27 protein-coding genes are annotated in these 19662 nt (G+C 55.8%); 26 read left to right on the top strand and 1 reads right to left on the bottom strand.

The window, feature by feature from the left end; translation table 11 throughout:
• Positions 1-2 precede the first annotated feature (2 nt).
• From secD to ACSBLW_RS05340, 3 genes are read left to right on the top strand one after another with little or no spacing between them, the layout of a single operon-like run.
• Positions 3-1670, top strand: a complete 1668-nt coding sequence (gene secD / locus ACSBLW_RS05350) for a protein translocase subunit SecD (protein ID WP_435259200.1) — start codon at positions 3-5, stop codon at positions 1668-1670.
• A 12-nt stretch (positions 1671-1682) separates the two neighbouring features.
• Positions 1683-2654 (top strand): protein translocase subunit SecF, encoded by a 972-nt coding sequence (gene secF / locus ACSBLW_RS05345; protein WP_435259199.1) that lies wholly within the window; start codon positions 1683-1685, stop codon positions 2652-2654.
• Positions 2655-2659: 5 nt separating this feature from the next.
• Complete coding sequence (locus tag ACSBLW_RS05340) at positions 2660-3013, top strand: Mth938-like domain-containing protein (protein ID WP_435259198.1); 354 nt, start codon at positions 2660-2662, stop codon at positions 3011-3013.
• A gap of 17 nt (positions 3014-3030) precedes the next feature.
• On the opposite strand, the gene ACSBLW_RS05335 is transcribed toward ACSBLW_RS05340, so the two are convergent.
• Positions 3031-4017, bottom strand: coding sequence for an aldo/keto reductase (locus ACSBLW_RS05335; RefSeq protein WP_435259197.1), 987 nt, complete (start codon positions 4015-4017; stop codon positions 3031-3033).
• A 109-nt stretch (positions 4018-4126) separates the two neighbouring features.
• On the opposite strand from ACSBLW_RS05335, the gene ccmA reads away from it, so the two are divergent.
• The 23 genes from ccmA (at position 4127) to ACSBLW_RS05220 (ending at position 19662) form a co-directional block, all read left to right on the top strand.
• Positions 4127-4753, top strand: a complete 627-nt coding sequence (gene ccmA / locus ACSBLW_RS05330) for a heme ABC exporter ATP-binding protein CcmA (RefSeq protein WP_435259196.1) — start codon at positions 4127-4129, stop codon at positions 4751-4753.
• The gene (gene ccmB / locus ACSBLW_RS05325) at positions 4750-5406 is read left to right on the top strand and encodes a heme exporter protein CcmB (RefSeq protein ID WP_435259195.1); all 657 of its coding nucleotides are present in this window, start codon (positions 4750-4752) and stop codon (positions 5404-5406) included. The genes ccmA and ccmB overlap by 4 nt, the downstream gene beginning before the upstream one ends.
• 55 nt (positions 5407-5461) lie before the next feature.
• Positions 5462-6193 carry a heme ABC transporter permease gene (locus tag ACSBLW_RS05320; RefSeq protein WP_435259194.1) on the top strand — a complete coding sequence of 244 codons (732 nt, stop codon included), beginning with the start codon at positions 5462-5464 and terminating at the stop codon, positions 6191-6193.
• Positions 6193-6351, top strand: a complete 159-nt coding sequence (ccmD, locus tag ACSBLW_RS05315) for a heme exporter protein CcmD (protein ID WP_435259193.1) — start codon at positions 6193-6195, stop codon at positions 6349-6351. The genes ACSBLW_RS05320 and ccmD overlap by 1 nt, the downstream gene beginning before the upstream one ends.
• Complete coding sequence (locus ACSBLW_RS05310) at positions 6344-6880, top strand: DsbE family thiol:disulfide interchange protein (protein ID WP_435259192.1); 537 nt, start codon at positions 6344-6346, stop codon at positions 6878-6880. The genes ccmD and ACSBLW_RS05310 overlap by 8 nt, the downstream gene beginning before the upstream one ends.
• Positions 6881-6996: 116 nt before the next feature.
• Entirely contained in the window at positions 6997-8256 is a 1260-nt protein-coding gene (fabF, locus tag ACSBLW_RS05305) for a beta-ketoacyl-ACP synthase II (protein WP_435259191.1), read from the top strand.
• A gap of 3 nt (positions 8257-8259) precedes the next feature.
• The gene (gene mltG, locus ACSBLW_RS05300; RefSeq protein ID WP_435259190.1) at positions 8260-9438 is read left to right on the top strand and encodes an endolytic transglycosylase MltG; all 1179 of its coding nucleotides are present in this window, start codon (positions 8260-8262) and stop codon (positions 9436-9438) included.
• A 200-nt stretch (positions 9439-9638) separates the two neighbouring features.
• Positions 9639-10028: a hypothetical protein gene (locus tag ACSBLW_RS05295; RefSeq protein WP_435259189.1), complete on the top strand. Its 390-nt coding sequence runs from the start codon at positions 9639-9641 to the stop codon at positions 10026-10028.
• Positions 9979-11325: a DNA-packaging protein gene (locus ACSBLW_RS05290; RefSeq protein WP_435259188.1), complete on the top strand. Its 1347-nt coding sequence runs from the start codon at positions 9979-9981 to the stop codon at positions 11323-11325. The genes ACSBLW_RS05295 and ACSBLW_RS05290 overlap by 50 nt, the downstream gene beginning before the upstream one ends.
• A gap of 38 nt (positions 11326-11363) precedes the next feature.
• The gene (locus ACSBLW_RS05285; RefSeq protein WP_435259187.1) at positions 11364-12554 is read left to right on the top strand and encodes a phage portal protein; all 1191 of its coding nucleotides are present in this window, start codon (positions 11364-11366) and stop codon (positions 12552-12554) included.
• On the top strand, positions 12551-12796 hold the full coding sequence (locus ACSBLW_RS05280) for a GTA head formation protein, RCAP_rcc01685 family (RefSeq protein ID WP_435259186.1): 246 nt from the start codon (positions 12551-12553) through the stop codon (positions 12794-12796). The genes ACSBLW_RS05285 and ACSBLW_RS05280 overlap by 4 nt, the downstream gene beginning before the upstream one ends.
• Positions 12797-12799: 3 nt before the next feature.
• Positions 12800-13345: an HK97 family phage prohead protease gene (locus tag ACSBLW_RS05275; protein ID WP_435259185.1), complete on the top strand. Its 546-nt coding sequence runs from the start codon at positions 12800-12802 to the stop codon at positions 13343-13345.
• A gap of 32 nt (positions 13346-13377) precedes the next feature.
• The gene (locus ACSBLW_RS05270) at positions 13378-14574 is read left to right on the top strand and encodes a phage major capsid protein (protein WP_435259184.1); all 1197 of its coding nucleotides are present in this window, start codon (positions 13378-13380) and stop codon (positions 14572-14574) included.
• 150 nt (positions 14575-14724) lie between these two features.
• The gene (locus tag ACSBLW_RS05265; RefSeq protein ID WP_435259183.1) at positions 14725-15324 is read left to right on the top strand and encodes a head-tail connector protein; all 600 of its coding nucleotides are present in this window, start codon (positions 14725-14727) and stop codon (positions 15322-15324) included.
• Positions 15321-15659: a head-tail adaptor protein gene (locus ACSBLW_RS05260; RefSeq protein ID WP_435259182.1), complete on the top strand. Its 339-nt coding sequence runs from the start codon at positions 15321-15323 to the stop codon at positions 15657-15659. Before ACSBLW_RS05265 ends, ACSBLW_RS05260 begins: the two co-directional genes overlap by 4 nt.
• Entirely contained in the window at positions 15656-16054 is a 399-nt protein-coding gene (locus ACSBLW_RS05255; RefSeq protein ID WP_435259181.1) for a DUF3168 domain-containing protein, read from the top strand. The genes ACSBLW_RS05260 and ACSBLW_RS05255 overlap by 4 nt, the downstream gene beginning before the upstream one ends.
• 32 nt (positions 16055-16086) lie before the next feature.
• Positions 16087-16500, top strand: a complete 414-nt coding sequence (locus ACSBLW_RS05250) for a phage major tail protein, TP901-1 family (RefSeq protein WP_435259180.1) — start codon at positions 16087-16089, stop codon at positions 16498-16500.
• Entirely contained in the window at positions 16500-16820 is a 321-nt protein-coding gene (locus ACSBLW_RS05245) for a gene transfer agent family protein (protein ID WP_435259179.1), read from the top strand. The genes ACSBLW_RS05250 and ACSBLW_RS05245 overlap by 1 nt, the downstream gene beginning before the upstream one ends.
• Positions 16817-17017: a rcc01693 family protein gene (locus tag ACSBLW_RS05240; protein ID WP_435259178.1), complete on the top strand. Its 201-nt coding sequence runs from the start codon at positions 16817-16819 to the stop codon at positions 17015-17017. The genes ACSBLW_RS05245 and ACSBLW_RS05240 overlap by 4 nt, the downstream gene beginning before the upstream one ends.
• 1 nt (position 17018) lies before the next feature.
• Positions 17019-17672, top strand: a complete 654-nt coding sequence (locus tag ACSBLW_RS05235; RefSeq protein ID WP_435259177.1) for a phage tail tape measure protein — start codon at positions 17019-17021, stop codon at positions 17670-17672.
• A gap of 9 nt (positions 17673-17681) precedes the next feature.
• A complete protein-coding gene (locus ACSBLW_RS05230; RefSeq protein WP_435259176.1) occupies positions 17682-18314 on the top strand; it encodes a phage distal tail protein, Rcc01695 family in 633 nt (210 codons plus the stop codon).
• Positions 18314-19225: a DUF2163 domain-containing protein gene (locus ACSBLW_RS05225; RefSeq protein WP_435259175.1), complete on the top strand. Its 912-nt coding sequence runs from the start codon at positions 18314-18316 to the stop codon at positions 19223-19225. Before ACSBLW_RS05230 ends, ACSBLW_RS05225 begins: the two co-directional genes overlap by 1 nt.
• On the top strand, positions 19222-19662 hold the full coding sequence (locus ACSBLW_RS05220) for an NlpC/P60 family protein (RefSeq protein ID WP_435259174.1): 441 nt from the start codon (positions 19222-19224) through the stop codon (positions 19660-19662). Before ACSBLW_RS05225 ends, ACSBLW_RS05220 begins: the two co-directional genes overlap by 4 nt.

Here is a 19662-nt window from a genome sequence, read left to right as displayed (position 1 = left end):
CGATGAACCAGATGCCTCTCTGGAAGCGTGTCCTCATTATTCTTGTTTGTGCATGGGGGATCATCGCGGCCGTTCCAAACCTCAACTACACCGATGTTGAGAAACACAATGATGCCGCGGCTGCCATCGAGGCGGCCAGTGGCATCTCGACCCCTGAACAGGATGCCGATCTGGCGCTTTGGCCGGATTTTCTGCCGTCAAACCTTGTCAATCTTGGGCTTGATCTTCGGGGCGGGGCGCATCTTTTGGCCGAGGTTAAGGTCGGGGATGTTTACAAGGCGCGGATGGATGCGCTTTGGCCCGATGTGCGTGACGCGCTGCGCGAAGTGCGCGATCAGGTGGGCAACGTCCGCCGCCAACCCAGCCCAGAGGGGACGCTGCGGGTCGCAATCACTAATCCAGCCGGTATGACGGCTGCGCTGGAAGCCGTAAATGCCTTGGCGACTCCGGTCGTCAGCCTGACAGGCGTTGGGCAGAATGACATTGCCGTTTCGGTCGAGGGCGAAGAAATCGTCATTCAGTTGTCGGATGCCGAAAAGACGGCGACCGATAACCGTACCATCCAGCAGTCCCTTGAAATCATTCGGCGCCGCGTCGACGAAGTTGGTACACGGGAACCGACTATCCAACGGCAGGGTGAAGATCGTATCCTGATCCAAGTGCCCGGCATCGGCTCGGCGGCTGAATTGAAGGCGCTGATCGGGACGACTGCGAAGCTGACTTTCAACCCTGTTGTTGGTCGCACCTCCGATGCCGGAGCCGATCCGGGCGCGCGCAATGAGCTTTTGCCTGCGATGGATGAGCCGGGCGTTTACTATATCGTTGAGGAAACGCCGGTAGTCACCGGCGAGGAATTGACTGATGCACAGCCCGCGTTTGACCAAAACAACCGTCCAGCTGTGAATTTCCGCTTTAATCCATCAGGTGCGCGGAAATTCGGGGATTACACGGCTGCAAATATTGGCGCGCCCTTTGCGATCGTCCTTGATGACGAGGTGATCAGTGCCCCGGTCATTCAAAGCCATATTCCGGGTGGATCCGGGATCATCACCGGGTCATTCACGATCGAGGAATCTACCCAGCTTGCGGTCTTGCTACGGGCAGGTGCCCTTCCGGCGGAAATGAACTTCCTCGAAGAACGTACCATTGGCCCTGAATTGGGGCAGGACTCGATTGATGCTGGAAAGGTTGCGGCCTTGGTGTCGATGGTCGCGGTCGTCTTCTTCATGTGGGCCAGCTATGGCATCTTTGGCTTCTTCGCCAATTTGGCTTTGGCGATCAACATGGCGCTGATCTTTGGGGCGCTGTCGACCATTGGCGGTACCCTGACCCTTCCCGGCATCGCTGGTATCGTGCTGACAATCGGTATGGCCGTCGATGCCAATGTGCTGGTCTTCGAACGGATCCGCGAGGAACTGAGGGTCGCAAAGTCGCCGGGCCGGGCGATTGAACTGGGCTATGAAAAGGCCATGTCGGCCATTATTGACGCAAATATCACAACCTTTATCACGGCCGTAGTTTTGTTTGCTGTCGGGGCCGGTCCGGTCAGGGGGTTTGCGATCACATTGGGCGTCGGGATCATCACGTCGGTGTTTACGGCCCTGTTCGTGACGCGCATCTTCGTCGAAATGTGGTTTAACCGCGCTCGTCCTAAGACGATTACGGTATAAGAGGAACAGATCATGGCATGGCGTCTTCGGCTCGTTCCCGAAAAAACCAATATCGATTTCTTCCGCTGGCAATGGGTCACCTTCGGCGGGTCGATGCTACTTTCCGTAGTTGCGATTCTGGCTTGGATCGTGATTGGGTTGAACTTTGGTATCGACTTCAAGGGCGGCACGACCATCCGTACCGAGTCCGCACAAGCGGTTGATGTCGGAGGATACCGTGCTGCGCTTGAAGGGTTGCCGCTGGGTGATGTTCTTATCACCGAGGTCTTTGACCCATCCTTTGCTGACAATCAGCATGTGGCGATGGTTCGGATTTCCGCGCTTGAAGGGTCTGAAGCCATTACACCGGAACTGGTGACCGAGGTGGAAAGCGCACTCAAAGCGCACGATCCGCAATTGAGCATCGCATCAGTAGAGTCGGTCGGTCCGAAGGTTTCCGGAGAGTTGATCTGGGCCGCTGTCCTTTCGATGTTGGCGGCAACGGCCTGCATTCTGATCTACATCTGGTTGCGGTTCGAATGGCAGTATTCGGTTGGTGCCGTTGCAGCCTTGGTTCACGACGTGTTCATCACCATCGGCATCTTCGCGGTCTTCCAGATCAAATTCGATCTGGCGATCATTGCCGCTTTGCTTACGATCTTGGGCTATTCGATCAACGACACTGTGGTTGTCTTCGACCGCCTCCGCGAAAACCTGATGAAGTACAAGACGATGCCTCTGCGTGATGTGATGAACCTCACGGTAAACGAAACGCTGAGCCGAACATTGATGACCTCGGGCACGACCCTGATCGCTCTGATTGCAATGTTGGTCTTTGGTGGCGACGTGATCCGCGGCTTCGTGTTTGCGATCACGATGGGCATCATTCTTGGAACGTATTCATCTGTCTATGTTGCCAAGAACATCGTGCTAATGATCGGCTTGGACCGCAGCGAAAAGAAGAAGTCCGGTGCTCCGGAAGAATTCGCCAATATTGACGCCTGATCGCCATGCGCCTGACCGAAATCAGTTACGGAACCGCACAGCCCATTGAAGGCTATGGTTCCGGCTTTTTTCGGGTGGGTGGTCATGTGTTGCGCGGCCCGGCTTTGGTAACGCCTTGGGATGCCGGGCCTTGGGGCGGGTTGGAAGATGTTGGCGCGCCGCTGGCCCTTATGGGAAAGATTGATGTCCTCTTTGTCGGCATGGGCAAAGACGTCGCACATGCGCCAAAAGCCTTTCGTCAGGCGCTTGAAGACGTTGGCATCGGCGTTGAAGTCATGAACTCGCCTGCGGCCTGCCGCACATACAACGTCCTGCTGTCCGAAGGGCGTCGGATCGCGGCAGCATTGATTCCTGTCTGATCCTTGGCTTTGCTGTTTTACCAAAGATGATGGACGTGGGGTGCGATCAGGCGGTCGTAGACCTCGCGGGCCTTCTCCATCGTAGCAAGGTCAATATTTGGCAAGGCGTCGGCAGCCACGTTCGCGCGGGCTTGTTCCGGGTTTTTCGCCCCAGGAATTACCACTGTTACGGCCGGTTCCATCAATATCCAGCGCAAAGCGAAAGCCGCCATGGTTGCTCCGCCCGGAACGAGAGGTCGCAGGGCTTCGACAGCCTCAAGCGCCACTTCGAAAGGGACACCTGAAAAGGTTTCGCCTTTGTCAAAAGCCTCGCCGTTGCGATTGAAGCTACGATGGTCGTCCGCAGCAAACTGGCTGTCGCGAGACATTTTGCCAGTTAGAAGGCCTGATGCCAAAGGCACGCGTGCAATGATGGCAACATCGCGTGCTGCGGCTTTTTGGAACAGGCGTTCCGATGGTTTCATCCGAAACAGGTTGTAAATGATCTGGATGGAAACGACGCCAGCATGACCCAACGCGGTTTCAGCTTCGGCTACGGTTTCGACCGAAACACCGTAATTCGAAATCCAGCGCCGAGTTTTCAGAACTTCCAGTGCATCGAAAGCTTCATTAGACCCATAGACAGGCGTTGGCGGACAATGCAGTTGTACCAGATCGAGGCAATCCATCTGCAAATTCTGGCGTGACCTTTCAACGAAAGCAGAAAGGTTTTCCAGCGTATAGCCATTGGCCACATGGGGGTTGAGCCGCCGCCCGGCCTTTGTTGCAACAAATGGAAAAGGCCCGCCGCGTTCTTTTAACACCTCGGCGATGATCTTCTCACTGCGCCCGTCGCCATAGACATCTGCCGTATCAATGAACGTAACTCCAGCGTCCAATGACGCATGCAAAGTCGCTTTGGCGTCTTTCCAACTGACCTCTCCCCAAGTGCCGCCAATGGCCCATGCGCCAAAACCGATACGGGTCGTTTCACGTCCACTTTTGGAAAAGGGTACCGATTTCATCATATTGTCCGTTCAGATTTCCTTGTGCCCAAAGGATATGGATTTCCTCTGGAGAATTCAAAGGTGGAAAGTCCTTTTCGTCCGTAGATAGTTCCGCTAGGCAGTTTTCATGGAGTTGGTCGTTCACAACTTGGCGATACAGAGGGGCGGTTTAACCGTCCTTGAGGGCCTTTCATTTGGGTTAGCCTCGGGCGAGGCCTTGGTTCTGAGGGGGCCAAACGGCATCGGAAAAACCACTCTGCTGCGAACCTTGGCAGGTCTGCAGCCGGCAGTGGACGGGACGGTGGACATTCCTTCTGAAAGCCTGACCTATGCGGCCCATGCTGATGGTTTGAAGGCTGTTTTGACGGTTCGTGAAAATCTGGACTTCTGGGCCGCGATTCATGGCGGTGCGGATGTCAGTTCGGCGATGCGCGCGATGAACCTTACAGAACTTCAGGACCGACGTGCTGCCAACTTGTCTGCGGGTCAGAAGCGCCGACTTGGCCTTGCACGACTTTTAGTTACGGGGCGCAAGGTCTGGGTTCTGGATGAGCCGACGGTCTCTTTGGACGCAGCAAGCGTCGCCCTGTTTGCCGATGTGGTGCGCAGCCATCTGTCTGCTGGTGGGATGGCCATTCTTGCGACGCATATCGAGCTGGGGCTTCCAGAGGCGCGCGTTTTGGACCTGACACCGTTCAAAGCGAAGACCCCGCTTTTGGCGACTGGCAATGGCTTTGATGAGGCTTTCCAATGATGGCTTTGCTTATCAGGGATCTTCGTCTGTCCTTCCGGGCGGGGGGAGGTTTCGGGCTGGGCTTGTCCTTCTTTTTGCTGGTCGCGGTCCTTGTTCCGCTGGGCGTTGGACCCGAAGGCACAACGCTGGCCAAGATTGCGCCGGGAATTCTTTGGGTTGGGGCGCTGCTGGCCTGTCTCTTGTCGCTCGATCGCATTTTTGCGCTGGATTTTGAGGATGGTTCGCTTGACCTTTTGGCGACGTCGCCCATTCCCATGGAAGGCGTCGTTGCGATTAAAGCGATTGCACATTGGCTTGTGACAGGCCTCGCCTTGACGTTGGTTTCACCGGTTCTTGCAGTGCTAATGAACCTTCCCAAAGAAGGTTACATCTGGCTGGTGGTCTCGCTTGCGGCTGGTACGCCCGCGTTGTCTGTTATCGGCGCTTTTGGCGCAGCCTTGACCGTGGGTGTTAAACGTGGGGGCCTTCTGCTTTCACTGCTCGTTCTTCCACTGTATGTGCCGACGCTGATATTTGGGGCTGAGGTCGTGAAGCGTGGGGCGATGGGGATGGATGCAGCGACCCCGCTGCTGTTACTGGCTGGCATTACGGCAGGAACGGTGGCGCTCTTGCCCTTTGCGGCGGCTGCGGCAATCCGCGTCAACCTCCGCTAGCGCCTAACATGATAGTGACTTGAGGCGGAAACAAAGAGAGGCTAGCGAAAGCCCCATGTCGATCTGGGAATATGCAAACCCGAAAAAGTTCATGCAAACCTCGGCCTGGGTCTTGCCTTGGGTTGTGGGTGTGGCAGCCCTTTGCCTGCTGGGCGGGCTGATCTGGGGCTTTTTCTTTACGCCCGATGACTACAAACAGGGCGCAACGGTAAAAATCATCTTCATTCATGTGCCAACTGCAATGATGGCCATCAATGCTTGGGTGATGATGCTGGTTGCCAGCCTGATCTGGCTTGTGCGTCGTCATCATGTTTCTGCCCTTGCCGCCAAGGCGGCAGCCCCGGTGGGACTGACCTTCACCGTGATCGCCCTGATTACTGGCGCTCTTTGGGGACAGCCGATGTGGGGCACTTGGTGGGCATGGGATCCACGCCTGACAGCGTTTCTGATCCTTACCCTGTTTTACCTTGGCTACATTGCGCTTTGGCAAGCGATCGAGAATCCAGATACTGCGGCAGATCTGACATCAGTTCTGTGCATGGTTGGGTCCGTCTTCGCTGTCTTGTCTCGCTATGCAGTTAAGTTCTGGAATCAGGGTCTTCATCAAGACTCGACCATCATGAAAGTCGGCGAAAAAGACCCGCTTGCCCCCGAATATTATGTACCGCTGCTTGTTTGCATTGCCGGTTTTGTTCTGCTGTTTGTTGCAATGGTTTTGATCCGGACGCGCACCGAGATCAGGATGCGCCGTTTGCAGGCCTTGATGGCAAGGGAGAGGTTAGCGTGATGCCTGATCTGGGAAAATACGCGACCGAGGTTATGGGATCGTATCTGGCGACTGTGTTTCTCGTTCTGGCGCTTGTCGCCGTGTCTTACTGGCAGAGCCAACGTGTAAAGCGCCAATTGTCTGAATTGGAAGCTCGGCAGGGAAAAACCGATGCATAAGTGGCTGATGATCTTGCCGCCCATCTTGTTCGCAGGGTTGGCCGCACTTTTCCTGCTTGGGATGCAGCGCGAAAATCCTAGTGACATTCCGTCGGTGTTCATTGGCCGGCCAGCCCCGGTTTTGCCAGCCACGGGACTGGGCGACATCCCGGTCTTGACTGCGGCAGACCTTTCATCTGGCGAGGTTACGGTTGTGAACTTCTGGGCGAGTTGGTGCCCGCCTTGCCGCGCGGAACATCCGGTCCTGATGGACATGGCTGCAAAGGGCATTCGCGTGGCAGGCGTCAACATGATGGATGACGATGCCAAGGCGCTAAAATACTTGGAAGACGAAGGTAACCCCTTCTTCGCAGTTGCTACGGACCCGCAGGGGCGCAATCGTGTTGAGTGGGGGGTAACGGCACCGCCCGAGACCTTTATCATCAGCGGAAATGGGACCGTCCTTTTCAAGTTCATTGGACCGTTGGTTGGAACGGACTATGAAAACCGTTTCAAGCCTGCACTTGAGGCGGCACTGGCAGCCCCGTAAGTCATCAAGGTTAAGGTCCGCTTGTCCGGGACAAACTGTCCTTCGCGTTGTTGCGCATTTTTGCCCTCGCGTGTATCAGGCAGAAAAGCCGTTTTTCCGAGCAGGGAGAAGTCCACATGCGTCGTGTCGTCGTCACCGGTCTGGGTATGGTTACGCCTTTGGCGTGCGGGGTTGAAGAAACCTGGAGCCGCCTTCTTGAGGGCCAGTCGGGCGCGGGTCCGATTACACGGTTTGATCCCGCCAACGTAGTGACCCAATATGCCTGTGAAATCCCCTTCGGGGATGGCAGCAACGGCACCTTTAATCCCGACGACTGGATGGAGCCGAAGGACCGCCGCAAGGTTGATGACTTCATTCTTTACGGAATTGCCGCCGCGACGCAGGCGGTGCGGGATTCTGGCTGGGTTCCGGAAAGCGACGAAGACAAGGAACGCACTGGCGTTATGATCGGTTCGGGCATTGGGGGGCTGACCTCGATTGCCGAAACAGCAGTTCTGATCAAAGAGAAGGGGCCGAAGCGGGTTTCTCCGTTCTTTATTCCCGGCGCACTGATCAACCTTGTGTCCGGACAGGTGTCGATCAAATTTGGCTTCAAGGGGCCGAACCATGCGGTTGTGACTGCGTGCTCGACTGGGGCGCACGCAATTGGTGATGCTGCGCGTCTGATCATGATCGGTGATGCTGACGTTATGGTGGCCGGTGGTGCGGAAAGCCCGATTTCCGAGATCGGTATCGCAGGGTTTAACGCCTGCAAGGCTTTGTCGACCAAGCGTGCAGATGAACCGTCAAAGGCGAGCCGTCCCTACGACGCAGATCGTGATGGTTTTGTCATGGGCGAAGGGGCAGGGGTCGTCGTTTTGGAAGAATACGAGCATGCCAAGGCCCGTGGTGCGAAGATTTATGCCGAGGTTTTGGGCTATGGTCTTTCGGGCGATGCCTATCACATCACCGCACCGTCGGAAGATGGGGATGGAGGCTTCCGGAGCATGTCCGCAGCTCTTAAGCGGGCCGGACTGAAGCCGGAAGATATCGACTATATCAATGCTCATGGCACCAGCACGATGGCCGATACCATCGAGCTTGGCGCGGTGGAGCGATTGATGGGCGATGCAGCCTCGAAGGCCACGATGTCTTCGACGAAGTCCTCAATCGGTCACCTTTTGGGTGCTGCTGGTGCGGTGGAAGCGATTTTCTGCATATTGGCGATCCGCGATCAGATTGCGCCTCCGACGATCAACTTGGACAACCCCGCTGTTACGCCAAAACTGGATCTGGCTGCGAACAAAGCTGTGAAGCGCAAGATTGATATCGCGCTATCGAACAGCTTTGGCTTTGGTGGCACCAATGCCAGTGTTGTGCTTGGGAAGGTTACCTGATCCATGTGGCGCTCCCTCGCCTCGAACGCGCTGACGCTGTTCATTGTGTTGCTGATCGTTGTTTCGGGGCTGTTGGCCTGGGGGCGCGAGCAATATCGTGGCCCGGGCCCTTTGGCAGATGCGATTTGTTTTAGGGTCGAGCGAGGAGCGAGCCTGAGCGCTGTCAGTCGTGCTTTGCAGGAGCAGGGAGCGATCACGGATGCACGGATTTTTCGGATCGGAGCAGATTATTCTGATCGTGCGAATGATCTGAAATTCGGATCCTACCTACTGCCTCCAAAATCCAGCATGCGCGACGTTCTTGCTGCGCTTACCGCAGGCGGGCAATCGACCTGTGGTCGCGAAGTAAACTTCCAGATTGGCGTTGCGCGGGCGCAGGTGATTATGCGTGAGCTTGATCCTACAACGAACCGCTATGTCGAGGTGGTGAAGTTTGATCCGAAAGCTGAGGCCGCGCCGCAAGCCTATGTCGATGTGCAGAATGAACCTGATTTGCGTTTCCGGGTTACCTTGGCAGAAGGCGTAACCAGTTGGCAGGTCGTAGAAGAACTGAAGCGAGCCGATTTCATGACCGGCGACATTACCGAGGTGCCGGCGGAGGGATCGCTTGCTCCTGATAGTTATGAAGTCGAGAAAGGGTCTGATCGGGCTGCTTTGATTGGCCGCATGGTTGCAGCGCAGACGTCAATTTTGGCAGAACTTTGGGCAGAGAGGGCTGAAGGATTGCCCTATGAAACGCCGGAAGAAGCCTTGATCATGGCCTCGATTGTCGAGAAGGAAACCGGCATCGCGGACGAAAGACCTCAGGTGGCGAGCGTATTTGTAAATCGCTTGGATCGTGGTATGCGTTTGCAGACCGATCCCACAGTGATCTATGGGATCACGCTGGGCAAAGAGCCGCTGGGACGTGGGCTGCGTCAGAGCGAGCTGCGCCGTGAAACGCCCTACAACACATATGTTATCGACGGCCTTCCACCTACACCGATTGCCAACCCAGGTCGGTTAAGCATTCAGGCGGCGCTTAATCCGGCGGATACCAACTTTGTCTTCTTCGTTGCCGACGGAACTGGTGGCCATGCCTTTGCCGAAACACTTGAAGAGCACAATCGCAACGTTGCCGAGTGGCGGAAGATTGAAGCACAGCAGGGAAATGCAGGTGAGACTGGTGTTCAGGGCGAATGAACGCAGACTTTCCTAAGCCTTTGAAGCGTCAACGAACATTCACCCGCTGAATCTTTGGTTGATCCCTCTGGTTAACAGAGCGTGAATGGGGAGACCTGTAAGTGTCTGATACTGCTTTATTTTTATCTTGACTTTCGGGGCGGTCCAAAGTATCACTTGTGACATGCTAGAAGAAGTGTCGAAAGCGGCGGGGGAAACCCTTGGCCGCTTTTTCCGTTTCTGCTCGTCCGGAGGGACCAACGAGGCGGGTGTGCAGCATGAGCATGAACTTTTCGGCAAAAGATATCGCATCGATGACGTCGATCCAGATCATCGAGGGGGCCGCCGGCTTTCTTGATGAAGCTGCGGTTGCCCTTATTGCAGCGATCAACGCCGTCAAAATGGGCGATCTGGAACAGTCTAAGGCCGCGATTCAAGCGGCGAAAGACTACAAGACAGCGCTCGATTGGATACTGAGTGAAAGGAACCGCCTTGAACGAGATCGCAGAACGCTTTCCGGGGTTCTCGGAGTCACGGAACTTGACCTTGGCGCCGCGCGCGATGAAGTCGGGCGCCGCTTGGCTTGTCTCCGCAACGCAAGCGCAGATTGACGAGTTTCTGACAGGGCTGTCAGACCATGCTTTGGCGGCCCTGCCGTGGATATTCGAGTTTTGGGCGATGCCGCACCAGCTTCCCCCTGAAGGCGCGTGGAGGACGTGGCTTATAATGGGGGGGCGAGGCGCGGGCAAGACACGCGCCGGGGCCGAGTGGGTTCGATCAATTGTTGAAGGTCTTCGTCCAGATGACCCCGGCAAGGCGCGACGTGTGGCGCTGGTTGGGGAGACCCAAGACCAGGTTCGCGAAGTGATGATTTTTGGGGACAGCGGTTTACTGGCTTGCTCGCCTCCTGATCGACGGCCAAGTTGGAATGCAACGCGTCGGATGTTGATCTGGCCAAATGGTGCTGAAGCACAGGTTTTTTCAGCACATGATCCGGACAGCCTTCGCGGACCACAATTCGATGCGGCCTGGGTTGATGAGTTGGCAAAGTGGAAGAAGGCCGAAGACACTTGGGATATGCTTCAATTTGCGTTGCGACTAGGTGAAAATCCCCAGCAAGTGGTCACGACCACTCCACAAAATGTGGCCGTGCTCAAAGCTATCATGAGAAATCCGTCGACGGTCATGACGCACGCACCAACCGAGGCCAACCGTGCCTATTTGGCCCAAACCTTTCTGGATGAGGTCTACCGTCGATATGGCAATGACATTCGGGGCGCCCAAGAACTGGAAGGGCGACTGATCGAAGATGTCGATGGTGCATTGTGGACAATGGCCATGCTCGACAAGGCGCGGGGACCCAAGCCTGAGCGAGTTAACAGGGTCGTCGTTGCAATTGACCCGCCTGTTTCGGGAAAGGAAAATGCGGATGAATGCGGGATTGTCGTATTCGGTGCAATCACGGAAGGCTCTCCGCAATCCTGGAAAGGTGTGGTGCTTGAGGACGCGAGTGTTCGCGGATCTGCAACGGATTGGTCGCGTGCCGCAATTGCTGCGTTTCATCGCCACGGGGCCGATCGGCTTGTGGCGGAGGTCAACCAAGGCGGCGAGCTGGTGGCCGAGATGTTGCGCCAGGTCGACCCGCTGGTTCCTTTAAAGTGCTTTCATGCTAATAAAGGGAAAACAGCCAGAGCCGAACCCGTAGCGGCGCTGTATGAGCAAGGGAGGATCACTCATCTTCCCGGCCTGCAAAAGCTTGAAGAGCAGATGTGCCAGATGAGCAGGCATAGTTACATGGGAAAAGGAAGCCCGGATCGCGTAGACGCACTGGTCTGGGCTGTGTCTGAGGCACTGCTGGAGCCCGCGCGGCGCCAGATTGGTGATCCTCGGGTTCGCTCGCTTTACTGACATATTCAAGCGGGACCACCTGCAAAACGGAGATCGGAATGGTTTTCAACTTTCTGAGGCGTGGCGATCCGTCGCTGGCGCCGGAAACCGCATTGGACAAAAAGGCCAGTGCAACAGGTCGTGTGGTGGCCTTTGGCGCTTCAGGGCGCGTTGCCTGGAGCCCAAGAGATGCGGGGTCACTGACACGGAATGGCTTTCTTGGGAACCCAGTCGGCTTTCGCTCTGTGAAATTGGTTGCTGAAGCAGCAGCTGCGTTGCCGCTTGTCTGTCAGGATCACGAGCGTCGGTTTGACCAACATCCGGTCTTGGCACTGATCTCGCGACCAAATGACTCGGCCGGTCGTGCCGAATTTCTGGAAAGCGTCTATGGGCACTTGCTGCTAAACGGAAACGCCTATCTGGAGGCAGTTTTTGGCGGGACAGATCTGCCGTCCGAACTTCATGTTCTGCGGTCAGACAGAATAAGCTTGGTTCCCGGACCTGACGGTTGGCCGGTTGCCTACGATTACACGGTTGGCGGGCGGTCACACCGCTTTGATATGCGGAACGCTACCAAACCGATTTGCCACCTGAAAACCTTTCATCCATTGGATGACCATTATGGCTTGTCCCCGATGCAAGCCGCTGCAGTGGCTTTGGATGTGCATGGTGCTGCGAGTTCTTGGTCAAAGGCGTTGCTAGACAATGCAGCGCGACCTTCCGGAGCCATCGTTTACAGGGGTGTGGATGGTCAGGGGGCACTTTCTTCCGACCAGTATGATCGCCTGGTAGGTGAGATTGAGGCCAATCATCAGGGGGCGAGGAATGCCGGTCGCCCCATGTTGCTGGAGGGCGGTTTGGACTGGAAGCCGATGGGGTTCAGCCCAAGTGATATGGAATTCCAGAAAACGAAAGAGGCCGCGGCGCGTGAAATTGCCGTGGCATTTGGCATCCCGCCGATGCTTTTGGGTATTCCGGGTGATGCAACATACGCAAACTATCAGGAGGCCAACCGGGCCTTCTATCGGCTAACCGTCTTGCCGTTGGCCGGGAAAGTCCTTGCAGATATCAGTCACTGGCTGAAAGGATTCTCGGGCGAGGATATCGAGATGAAGGTGGATCTGGATCAGATCCCGGCCTTGGCCTCGGAGCGAGATCAGCAATGGGCAAGAGTGGGGGCGGCAGACTTTCTGTCGACGGCCGAAAAGCGACGGCTGTTGGGGTTGCCGCCCCTTGTGGAGGAAGAATGACCTCGCGACGCCCGCCCGGTGGGTCTCGCTTTCTCTACGACAGTTTCGATGCGGCACAGGCGCGAATAGAAGCGAATGAACGCGTTGCAGAAGAGCGCTGGACGGCGCTTGAGTTTCGGCTTGGCCAAATTGATGCCGCGTTGGAGCGGCTTGAAAAGCGGATCTGGCTGGGTGTGTACGGCGTGGCGGCCTTCCTTTTGGCTCAAGGGGCACAGGCCATTATTCAAGCGGCTATGAGGTAAATCATGACTGACTATGGTGCACCTGAACGCAAATTTCACAGGCTGAACGCAGAACTGACGGTCATCGACGGGTATTGTATCGAAGGCTATGCAAGTCTGTTTGGTGTGAAAGACCAAGGTGGCGATGAAGTGCGACCGGGTGCCTATGCAGCAAGTCTGAAGCGGCTTTCTTTGCGGGGCGAAAAGATCAAGATGCTTTGGCAGCATGATCCAGCCCAACCAATTGGCGTTTGGGAAGAAGTCCGCGAGGATGCGTCTGGCCTATGGGTCAAAGGCCGCATTCTGAACGAGGTTGAAAAGGGGCGGGAAGCGGCAGCACTGCTTGCCGCAGGTGCGATTGACGGGCTGTCGATCGGCTATCGCACCGTAAAAGCGGAACGTGACGGCAAGGGCAATCGTCTGTTGTCGGAACTGGAGCTTTGGGAAGTGTCACTTGTGACCTTCCCAATGCTTCGTGAAGCGCGGGTGGCGGCAAAGGCCGATGATGCCATCTGGCGTGAGTTGGCGGCGCACATAGCCAAAGCCCGCCAGGGTCTTGCCGCGCTGTAAGGCGGCCATTCCGAGAAATCCGAGGAGTAACAATGACCGAGAGACAGTCTCGGGCCAGGGAACATTGCCCTGAGCCAGTGCATCCGGCTGCCGAGGTGGCGACTGAGATGGTGGAATTTCTGAAAGAAATCAAAGGCTTTCAGATCGAAGTGAAGCAATCGCTGCAATATCAGGAAGAGCGACTTAACATGCTGAACCAAAAGACGATGACCTATGGCCGCCCCGCATTGTCGGTGTCCGCCGAATTGGAAGCCCCACACAAGAAAGCTTTTGATGCCTATCTGCGTTCTGGCGACGACGACGGTCTGCGTGGGTTGGTGCTTGAAGGCAAGGCACTGAACTCGAGCGTGGCGGCCGAAGGCGGATATTTGGTTGACCCCCAGACGGCGGAGATGATCCGTTCGTCTTTGAAGTCAACCTCCTCTGTCCGAGCCATCGCAAATGTGGTCCAGGTTGAGGCGACATCATTCGACGTTATCATTGATCATTCAGATGTCGGATCAGGATGGGCCACGGAATCTGGGTCGGTCTCGGAAACTGCGACGCCTGCCATTGAGCGGATTTCGATCCCACTGCACGAATTGTCGGCGATGCCAAAGGCAAGCCAGCGACTTTTGGACGACTCTGCTTTTGATATCGAAGGATGGCTCGCAAGCCGAATTTCTGACAAGTTTGCCCGGGCCGAAGCCGCTGCCTTTGTGGCGGGCGACGGCATTGACAAGCCGACAGGCTTTTTGACCCACGCGAAAGTCTCCGATGATGCTTGGACTTGGGGCAACCTTGGCTTCATTCCGACTGGCGAGGTGGGCGACTTTAATGCCGCCAACCCAGCGGACGCGATCGTTGATCTGGTCTATGCTCTGGACGCGACTTATCGTGCGAATGCAAGTTTTGTAATGAACTCAAAAACCGCGGGCGCCGTGCGGAAAATGAAAGACGCAGACGGGCGCTTCTTGTGGTCGGACGGATTGGCGGCGGGTGAACCGGCGCGTTTGATGGGTTATCCGGTTCTGATCGCAGAAGACATGCCGGACATTGCCGCAAATGCCTATGCAGTCGCATTCGGTGATTTTGCCGCCGGATACACGATTGCAGAACGGCCTGACATGCGCGTTTTGCGCGACCCGTTCAGTGCGAAGCCACACGTCCTGTTCTATGCGAGTAAGCGTGTTGGCGGGGATGTTTCGGATTTTGGGGCGATCAAACTGCTCAAGTTCGCAATCAACTAACTTGTAAGCAAAGTTCGGGCTTAAAACGCCTGGTTCGCCATCGGGCGCGCGCACTCAACTGTGCCGACTAGCTGCTCCCCCTCCGTCCGAGCGGCATGGAGCGCGCGTCCGAACCCACCTTTCTGGACGGGGTGAGCGGAGATTGCGAAGATGATGTTGACGGAAGTGGCGAAAGTGCCGGATGCGTTGCTGCCGGTGCAGGCTGTGAAGGATCACCTTCGCCTTGGAACTGGTTTTTCGTCTGACGGGATGCAGGACGGCTTGCTAGCCGGCTACCTTCGCGCAGCATTGGCCGCAATCGAAGGTCGGACCGGAAAAGCGCTGCTGACACGCAGCTTTATTTTTCGGGTGGACCGGTGGCGATCTAGAACTGTAGCGCAATCTCTGCCGATTGCGCCTGTTGTGGCGGTCAATTCGGTTGTTACCCTTGATGGATTTGGCGGGGGGGGGCCAATTGACCCGCTGAAATGGCGTTTTGTGCCTGACATGTCGCGACCACGCATTGAAGGGCTAGGAGGACTGCCAACCATCCCGGAAGGAGGATGCGCGGAAATCCATTTCGACGCAGGCTTTGGCGCTGCTTGGTCAGATGTCCCGCCTGATCTCGCTCAGGCTGTCGTTCTTTTGTCGGCGGAATACTACGAACAGCGTCATTCCGGTGGCGATCAAGGAAATACCTTGCCTCTTCCCGTCCGGGCGTTGATCGAGCGTTGGCGGACCGTGCGCGTGCTGGGGGGAGGCAGCGCATGAAAACAGAGCAGCTTAGCCACCTCTTGGTCTTGGAGAAGGCAGAGGAGACACCTGACGGGACCGGAGGTTTCCTACAGGTTTGGCTGCCGGTCACGACTCTCTGGGCCAAAGTAATGCCTGGCACTCGAAACGTTGGACCAAGCGATGAATTTGCTCCGTCCTCGATATCTTATCAGATCGTTGTCAGGGGAAGCGAGATCGGGTCGTTACAAAGGCCGATATCTGGCCAGCGGTTTCGCGATGAAATCAGAACTTATGAGATTCTGGCAGTGACCGAGCGCGATCCGGGCGGTGCATACCTTTCATGCTTTGTCCGGGGGGAGGTGTCCAATTGAGTTATGAAGTGGCGGCTGCGTTACAGGCAGCGATTTATGAAACTTTGGCAACCGATCCGGAACTGTCGGGAACGAACGTATTTGACGCCATGCCGCTGGCTGGGGCGACGGGTACTTTCATACTTATTGGCCCCGAAGATGTCGTCGATGCTTCGGACAAGTCGGGTCGCGGTGCCGAACATCGACTTGTGGTGAGTGTGATTTCGGATGCTGCGGGCTTTCTCGCGGCGAAAACCATCGCCGCGCGAGTATCGCTCGCTCTCGTCGATACCGCGATCACATTGAGTGTCGGCAGGATTGTCTCGATCAATTTCATGAAGGCCGCAGCAAAACGACTGGATGACGGCGACCTTCGGCGGATCGATTTGCAGTTCCGAGCGCGAGTTGAAGTCTGATCGTAGAAATATCTAACGCTGGAGAAAGATAAATGGCGGTTCAGAGCGGCAAGGATTTGTTGTTGAAGGTGGATCTTTCCACAGACGGGCAATTTGAAACGGTTGCAGGTCTGCGGGCCACGCGGATCAGTTTCAATGCCGAAACGGTAGACATAACGAGCCTTGAGAGTGCCGGGGGATGGCGCGAATTGTTGGGCGGCGCGGGTGTGAAGTCGGCAGCGATCAGTGGATCTGGTGTATTTCGCGATGCCGGAACGGACGAACGCGTTCGGCAGATCTTCTTTGAAGGTGAGATTCCTGACTGGCAGGTCATCATTCCAGATTTTGGTGTCGTTGAGGGTGCTTTTCAGATTGGCTCGATCGAGTACGCTGGAAGCTATAATGGCGAGGCGACTTACGAAATTTCCTTGGCATCTGCCGGTGCTCTAACCTTTACGGCTCTTTGATGGTGAATCCATGGGCCGGCGAAGTGGAAGTGGTTCTAAATGGAGAACCACATCGGGCGAAATTGACCTTGGGAGCATTGGCAGAGCTTGAGACTGCACTGCAAGTAGGTTCGCTGGTGGACCTTGCCCAAAGATTCGAATGCGGAAAATTCTCGGCTAGGGACGTTATTGTTCTGCTGGTCGCCGGTCTACGGGGAGGCGGTTGGCAGGGAAACGCCGAGGCTTTTTGCCGAATGGAAATTAAGGGCGGCCCGATTGAGGCCGCCCGGCTAGCGGCTGAACTGCTGGCCCGGGCGTTCACGTTTCCAGACGAAACATGAACGGTTTTGATTGGCCTGCACTTTTGCGGGTAGCACTTTTCGAGCTTCAATTGAGACCAGAGGAATTCTGGAAACTCACACCACTCGAACTGAGGATCATGCGGGGAGCGGAAGCAGACGGTCCGCCCCTGACGCGTGCGCGTTTGGAAGAGCTTTCCGCTGCATTTCCGGACAAAACAAGAGATAGGGCGAAGTGAAATGACCCAAGTCGATGATCTACAGGAACAAGTTGACGCGTTGGAAGCTACGCTTGGCACCACAACAGCGATGATTGGTGCCTTTGAGGGTGAGCTGGCGCGGATGCAGGTCGCCATGGCCTTCACTGGAAAAGAGGTCAATTCACTGACAAACGGAATAAGTGGGGGCCTGCGGCGTGCGTTCGACGGCCTGATCTTTGATGGCATGAAGCTTTCAGATGCCCTTTCGACCGTTGCGAAATCTATGGTCGACAGTGTTTACAACCTAGCGATGCGCCCAATTCAACATGCGATGGGAAGTACGATCGCCACAGGGATTGGCGCTTTTGCGAACAGCTTGATGCCCTTTGCCGATGGTGGCGTATTTTCGAGTGGGCGCGTTATGCCATTTGCAAAAGGCGGCGTTGTCTCTTCCCCTACTCAGTTTCCAATGCGAACGGGCAGGGGCCTGATGGGGGAAGCTGGACCTGAAGCGATCATGCCATTGACGAGGGGGGCGGATGGGCGGCTTGGCATTCAATCACACGGTGGCGGGCGGCCAATCACTGTCGTCATGAACGTTCAAACGCCTGATATTCAAGGCTTCCAACGCAGCCAATCACAGATAGCGGCCCAAGTCTCGCGAGCCTTAGCCCGTGGTCAGCGAAATCGATAAGGTTACAAAATGGCATTCCACGAGATCAGATTCCCCGAGGGCCTGAGTTTTGGGTCAATCGGCGGACCCGAACGCCGTACGGAAGTTATTAGACTTTCCAATGGCTTCGAGGAACGAAATACACCTTGGGCGCATTCCAGGCGTCGGTATGAGGCCGGTGTCGGACTTCGAACATTGGACGACGTCGAAACGCTGATTGCATTCTTCGAGGCGCGCAACGGGCGCATGCACAGCTTTCGTTGGAAAGACTGGTCTGATTACAGATCTGCCCCCCATTCAAAACCAGTGTCTCCCACTGACCAAATGATCGGAACCGGCGATGGAGTTCGAACTGAGTTTAGACTGACCAAAACTTACCGTTCCGGGGAGCAGAGTTACGTTCGCCAGATCGACAAGCCAGTTGCAGGAACAGTGGTAGCGGCGGTCGCTCGGGATCCCAAGGTAGAAGGCAGCGAGTTCACGGTTGACGCGTCGACAGGTGTGCTGACATTTGCCGTACCGCCTGACATTGGCGTGTTAGTCCACGCAGGGTACGAGTTCGATGTACCTGTGCGATTTGACACGGATCAGATCATGATCTCGCTTTCCTCGTTTCAGGCCGGCGAGGTTCCCATGGTTCCAGTCGTTGAGGTTCGCGTGTGATGGACAACGACCTTATTGATCATCTGAAAACTGGCGATACGAGTGTGTGCAGGGCTTGGCGCGTTATTCGAAGAGACGGCGTGAAGTTCGGCTTCACTGACCATGACATGGACTTGGCGATTGATGGTTTGGTCTATTCAGCAAGAACCGGACTGACAGCACGCGCCCTTCAACAGACGACGGGGATGTCGGTTGATAATAGTGAGGCGATGGGCGCGCTTTCCGATCACTCTATCAGTGAACAGGACATTTCTGCGGGTCGCTTCGATGGGGCAGAGGTGACTGTCTATCTTGTGAACTGGAGAAATCCCCATCAGCGAAAGATTCTGTTTCGCGGAAATTTTGGTGAGATCAGCCGTGAAAACGGGTCATTTCGGGTCGAGCTGCGCGGACTTACTGAACGCTTAAATCTTACATCTGGGTTGGTTTACCAACGAAGCTGTTCGGCCCAATTGGGAGACAAGAGGTGCAAGGTTGATCTTTCTGCAGCGGGAATGCAGGCAGTAGGTGTGGTCGAGGACGTTCATAGTGAACACGAGCTTACCCTATCAATTGATGGTCAGTATGACGCCAACCTGTTCAATAACGGGGTCTTTACCGGAAAAAGTGGGGCGAATGCTGACCTAGCCAGTGTCATCCGAAGCGATGTGACGGGTGAAAATGGGTTACGACGCATCACCCTTTGGAACAAGCTGTTCACTAAACCAAGCGCCGGTGATCAATTCGTGATCGTTGCTGGATGTGACAAACGAAGAGCCACATGCCAGGAAAAATTTGCGAATGCGATTAACTTTCGGGGCTTTCCCGATATTCCAGGCGACGAGTGGCTACGTCGACCGCCTGAGCAAAAAAAGAAGCCTCCTGTTGGGGCATCACAGCTTTCTCAGCAAATTGGTTTGGGAAACGCATGACCGACAACCCAATTGTCGCAGAGATCGCGCGTTCATGGATTGGTACTCCATATCAGCATCAGGCTTCCGTTCGCGATGTCGGAGCGGATTGCCTCGGACTGATACGCGGCATTTGGCGGTCGCAGCTGGGGAGCGAGCCGTGCCAGCTGCCTGGCTACACGCAGGACTGGGGTGAATGTTCCGGGGATGAGGTTCTTCGACAGGCCGCCGATCGGTGGTTGATAAGGATTGGCAACAAACCCCAGTACGTCGGGTCTGTTCTGCTCTTTCGCATCCGAGAAAAAGCAATCGCCAAACATCTCGGCATTCTGGTTAGTCTTGGCTCGCTCCCGACATTCATTCATGCGTATTCGGGACACGGCGTCGTTGAAAGCCCGCTGTCTGACCCATGGCGTCGCCGCATCGCTGCGGTTTATGCGTTTCCCAAAGAGAGTTAA

Source organism: Thioclava sp. FR2 (genome assembly GCF_051200875.1).
In the GTDB taxonomy this organism is placed as follows: domain Bacteria; phylum Pseudomonadota; class Alphaproteobacteria; order Rhodobacterales; family Rhodobacteraceae; genus Pseudotabrizicola.
Note: the sequence above shows the minus strand (reverse complement) of the source record. Positions and strands in the feature narration are given on the sequence as shown.

Bases quoted from the DNA above. Each gene is read 5' to 3' on its own strand.
- secD (WP_435259200.1), top strand. From the start codon at position 3: ATGAACCAGATGCCTCTCTGGAAGCGTGTCCTCATTATTCTTGTTTGT.
- secF (WP_435259199.1), top strand. From the start codon at position 1,683: ATGGCATGGCGTCTTCGGCTCGTTCCCGAAAAAACCAATATCGATTTC.
- ACSBLW_RS05340 (WP_435259198.1), top strand. From the start codon at position 2,660: ATGCGCCTGACCGAAATCAGTTACGGAACCGCACAGCCCATTGAAGGC.
- ACSBLW_RS05335 (WP_435259197.1), bottom strand. From the start codon at position 4,017: ATGAAATCGGTACCCTTTTCCAAAAGTGGACGTGAAACGACCCGTATC.
- ccmA (WP_435259196.1), top strand. From the start codon at position 4,127: ATGGAGTTGGTCGTTCACAACTTGGCGATACAGAGGGGCGGTTTAACC.
- ccmB (WP_435259195.1), top strand. From the start codon at position 4,750: ATGATGGCTTTGCTTATCAGGGATCTTCGTCTGTCCTTCCGGGCGGGG.
- ACSBLW_RS05320 (WP_435259194.1), top strand. From the start codon at position 5,462: ATGTCGATCTGGGAATATGCAAACCCGAAAAAGTTCATGCAAACCTCG.
- ccmD (WP_435259193.1), top strand. From the start codon at position 6,193: ATGCCTGATCTGGGAAAATACGCGACCGAGGTTATGGGATCGTATCTG.
- ACSBLW_RS05310 (WP_435259192.1), top strand. From the start codon at position 6,344: ATGCATAAGTGGCTGATGATCTTGCCGCCCATCTTGTTCGCAGGGTTG.
- fabF (WP_435259191.1), top strand. From the start codon at position 6,997: ATGCGTCGTGTCGTCGTCACCGGTCTGGGTATGGTTACGCCTTTGGCG.
- mltG (WP_435259190.1), top strand. From the start codon at position 8,260: ATGTGGCGCTCCCTCGCCTCGAACGCGCTGACGCTGTTCATTGTGTTG.
- ACSBLW_RS05290 (WP_435259188.1), top strand. From the start codon at position 9,979: ATGAAGTCGGGCGCCGCTTGGCTTGTCTCCGCAACGCAAGCGCAGATT.
- ACSBLW_RS05285 (WP_435259187.1), top strand. From the start codon at position 11,364: ATGGTTTTCAACTTTCTGAGGCGTGGCGATCCGTCGCTGGCGCCGGAA.
- ACSBLW_RS05280 (WP_435259186.1), top strand. From the start codon at position 12,551: ATGACCTCGCGACGCCCGCCCGGTGGGTCTCGCTTTCTCTACGACAGT.
- ACSBLW_RS05275 (WP_435259185.1), top strand. From the start codon at position 12,800: ATGACTGACTATGGTGCACCTGAACGCAAATTTCACAGGCTGAACGCA.
- ACSBLW_RS05270 (WP_435259184.1), top strand. From the start codon at position 13,378: ATGACCGAGAGACAGTCTCGGGCCAGGGAACATTGCCCTGAGCCAGTG.
- ACSBLW_RS05265 (WP_435259183.1), top strand. From the start codon at position 14,725: ATGATGTTGACGGAAGTGGCGAAAGTGCCGGATGCGTTGCTGCCGGTG.
- ACSBLW_RS05260 (WP_435259182.1), top strand. From the start codon at position 15,321: ATGAAAACAGAGCAGCTTAGCCACCTCTTGGTCTTGGAGAAGGCAGAG.
- ACSBLW_RS05250 (WP_435259180.1), top strand. From the start codon at position 16,087: ATGGCGGTTCAGAGCGGCAAGGATTTGTTGTTGAAGGTGGATCTTTCC.
- ACSBLW_RS05245 (WP_435259179.1), top strand. From the start codon at position 16,500: ATGGTGAATCCATGGGCCGGCGAAGTGGAAGTGGTTCTAAATGGAGAA.
- ACSBLW_RS05240 (WP_435259178.1), top strand. From the start codon at position 16,817: ATGAACGGTTTTGATTGGCCTGCACTTTTGCGGGTAGCACTTTTCGAG.
- ACSBLW_RS05235 (WP_435259177.1), top strand. From the start codon at position 17,019: ATGACCCAAGTCGATGATCTACAGGAACAAGTTGACGCGTTGGAAGCT.
- ACSBLW_RS05230 (WP_435259176.1), top strand. From the start codon at position 17,682: ATGGCATTCCACGAGATCAGATTCCCCGAGGGCCTGAGTTTTGGGTCA.
- ACSBLW_RS05225 (WP_435259175.1), top strand. From the start codon at position 18,314: ATGGACAACGACCTTATTGATCATCTGAAAACTGGCGATACGAGTGTG.
- ACSBLW_RS05220 (WP_435259174.1), top strand. From the start codon at position 19,222: ATGACCGACAACCCAATTGTCGCAGAGATCGCGCGTTCATGGATTGGT.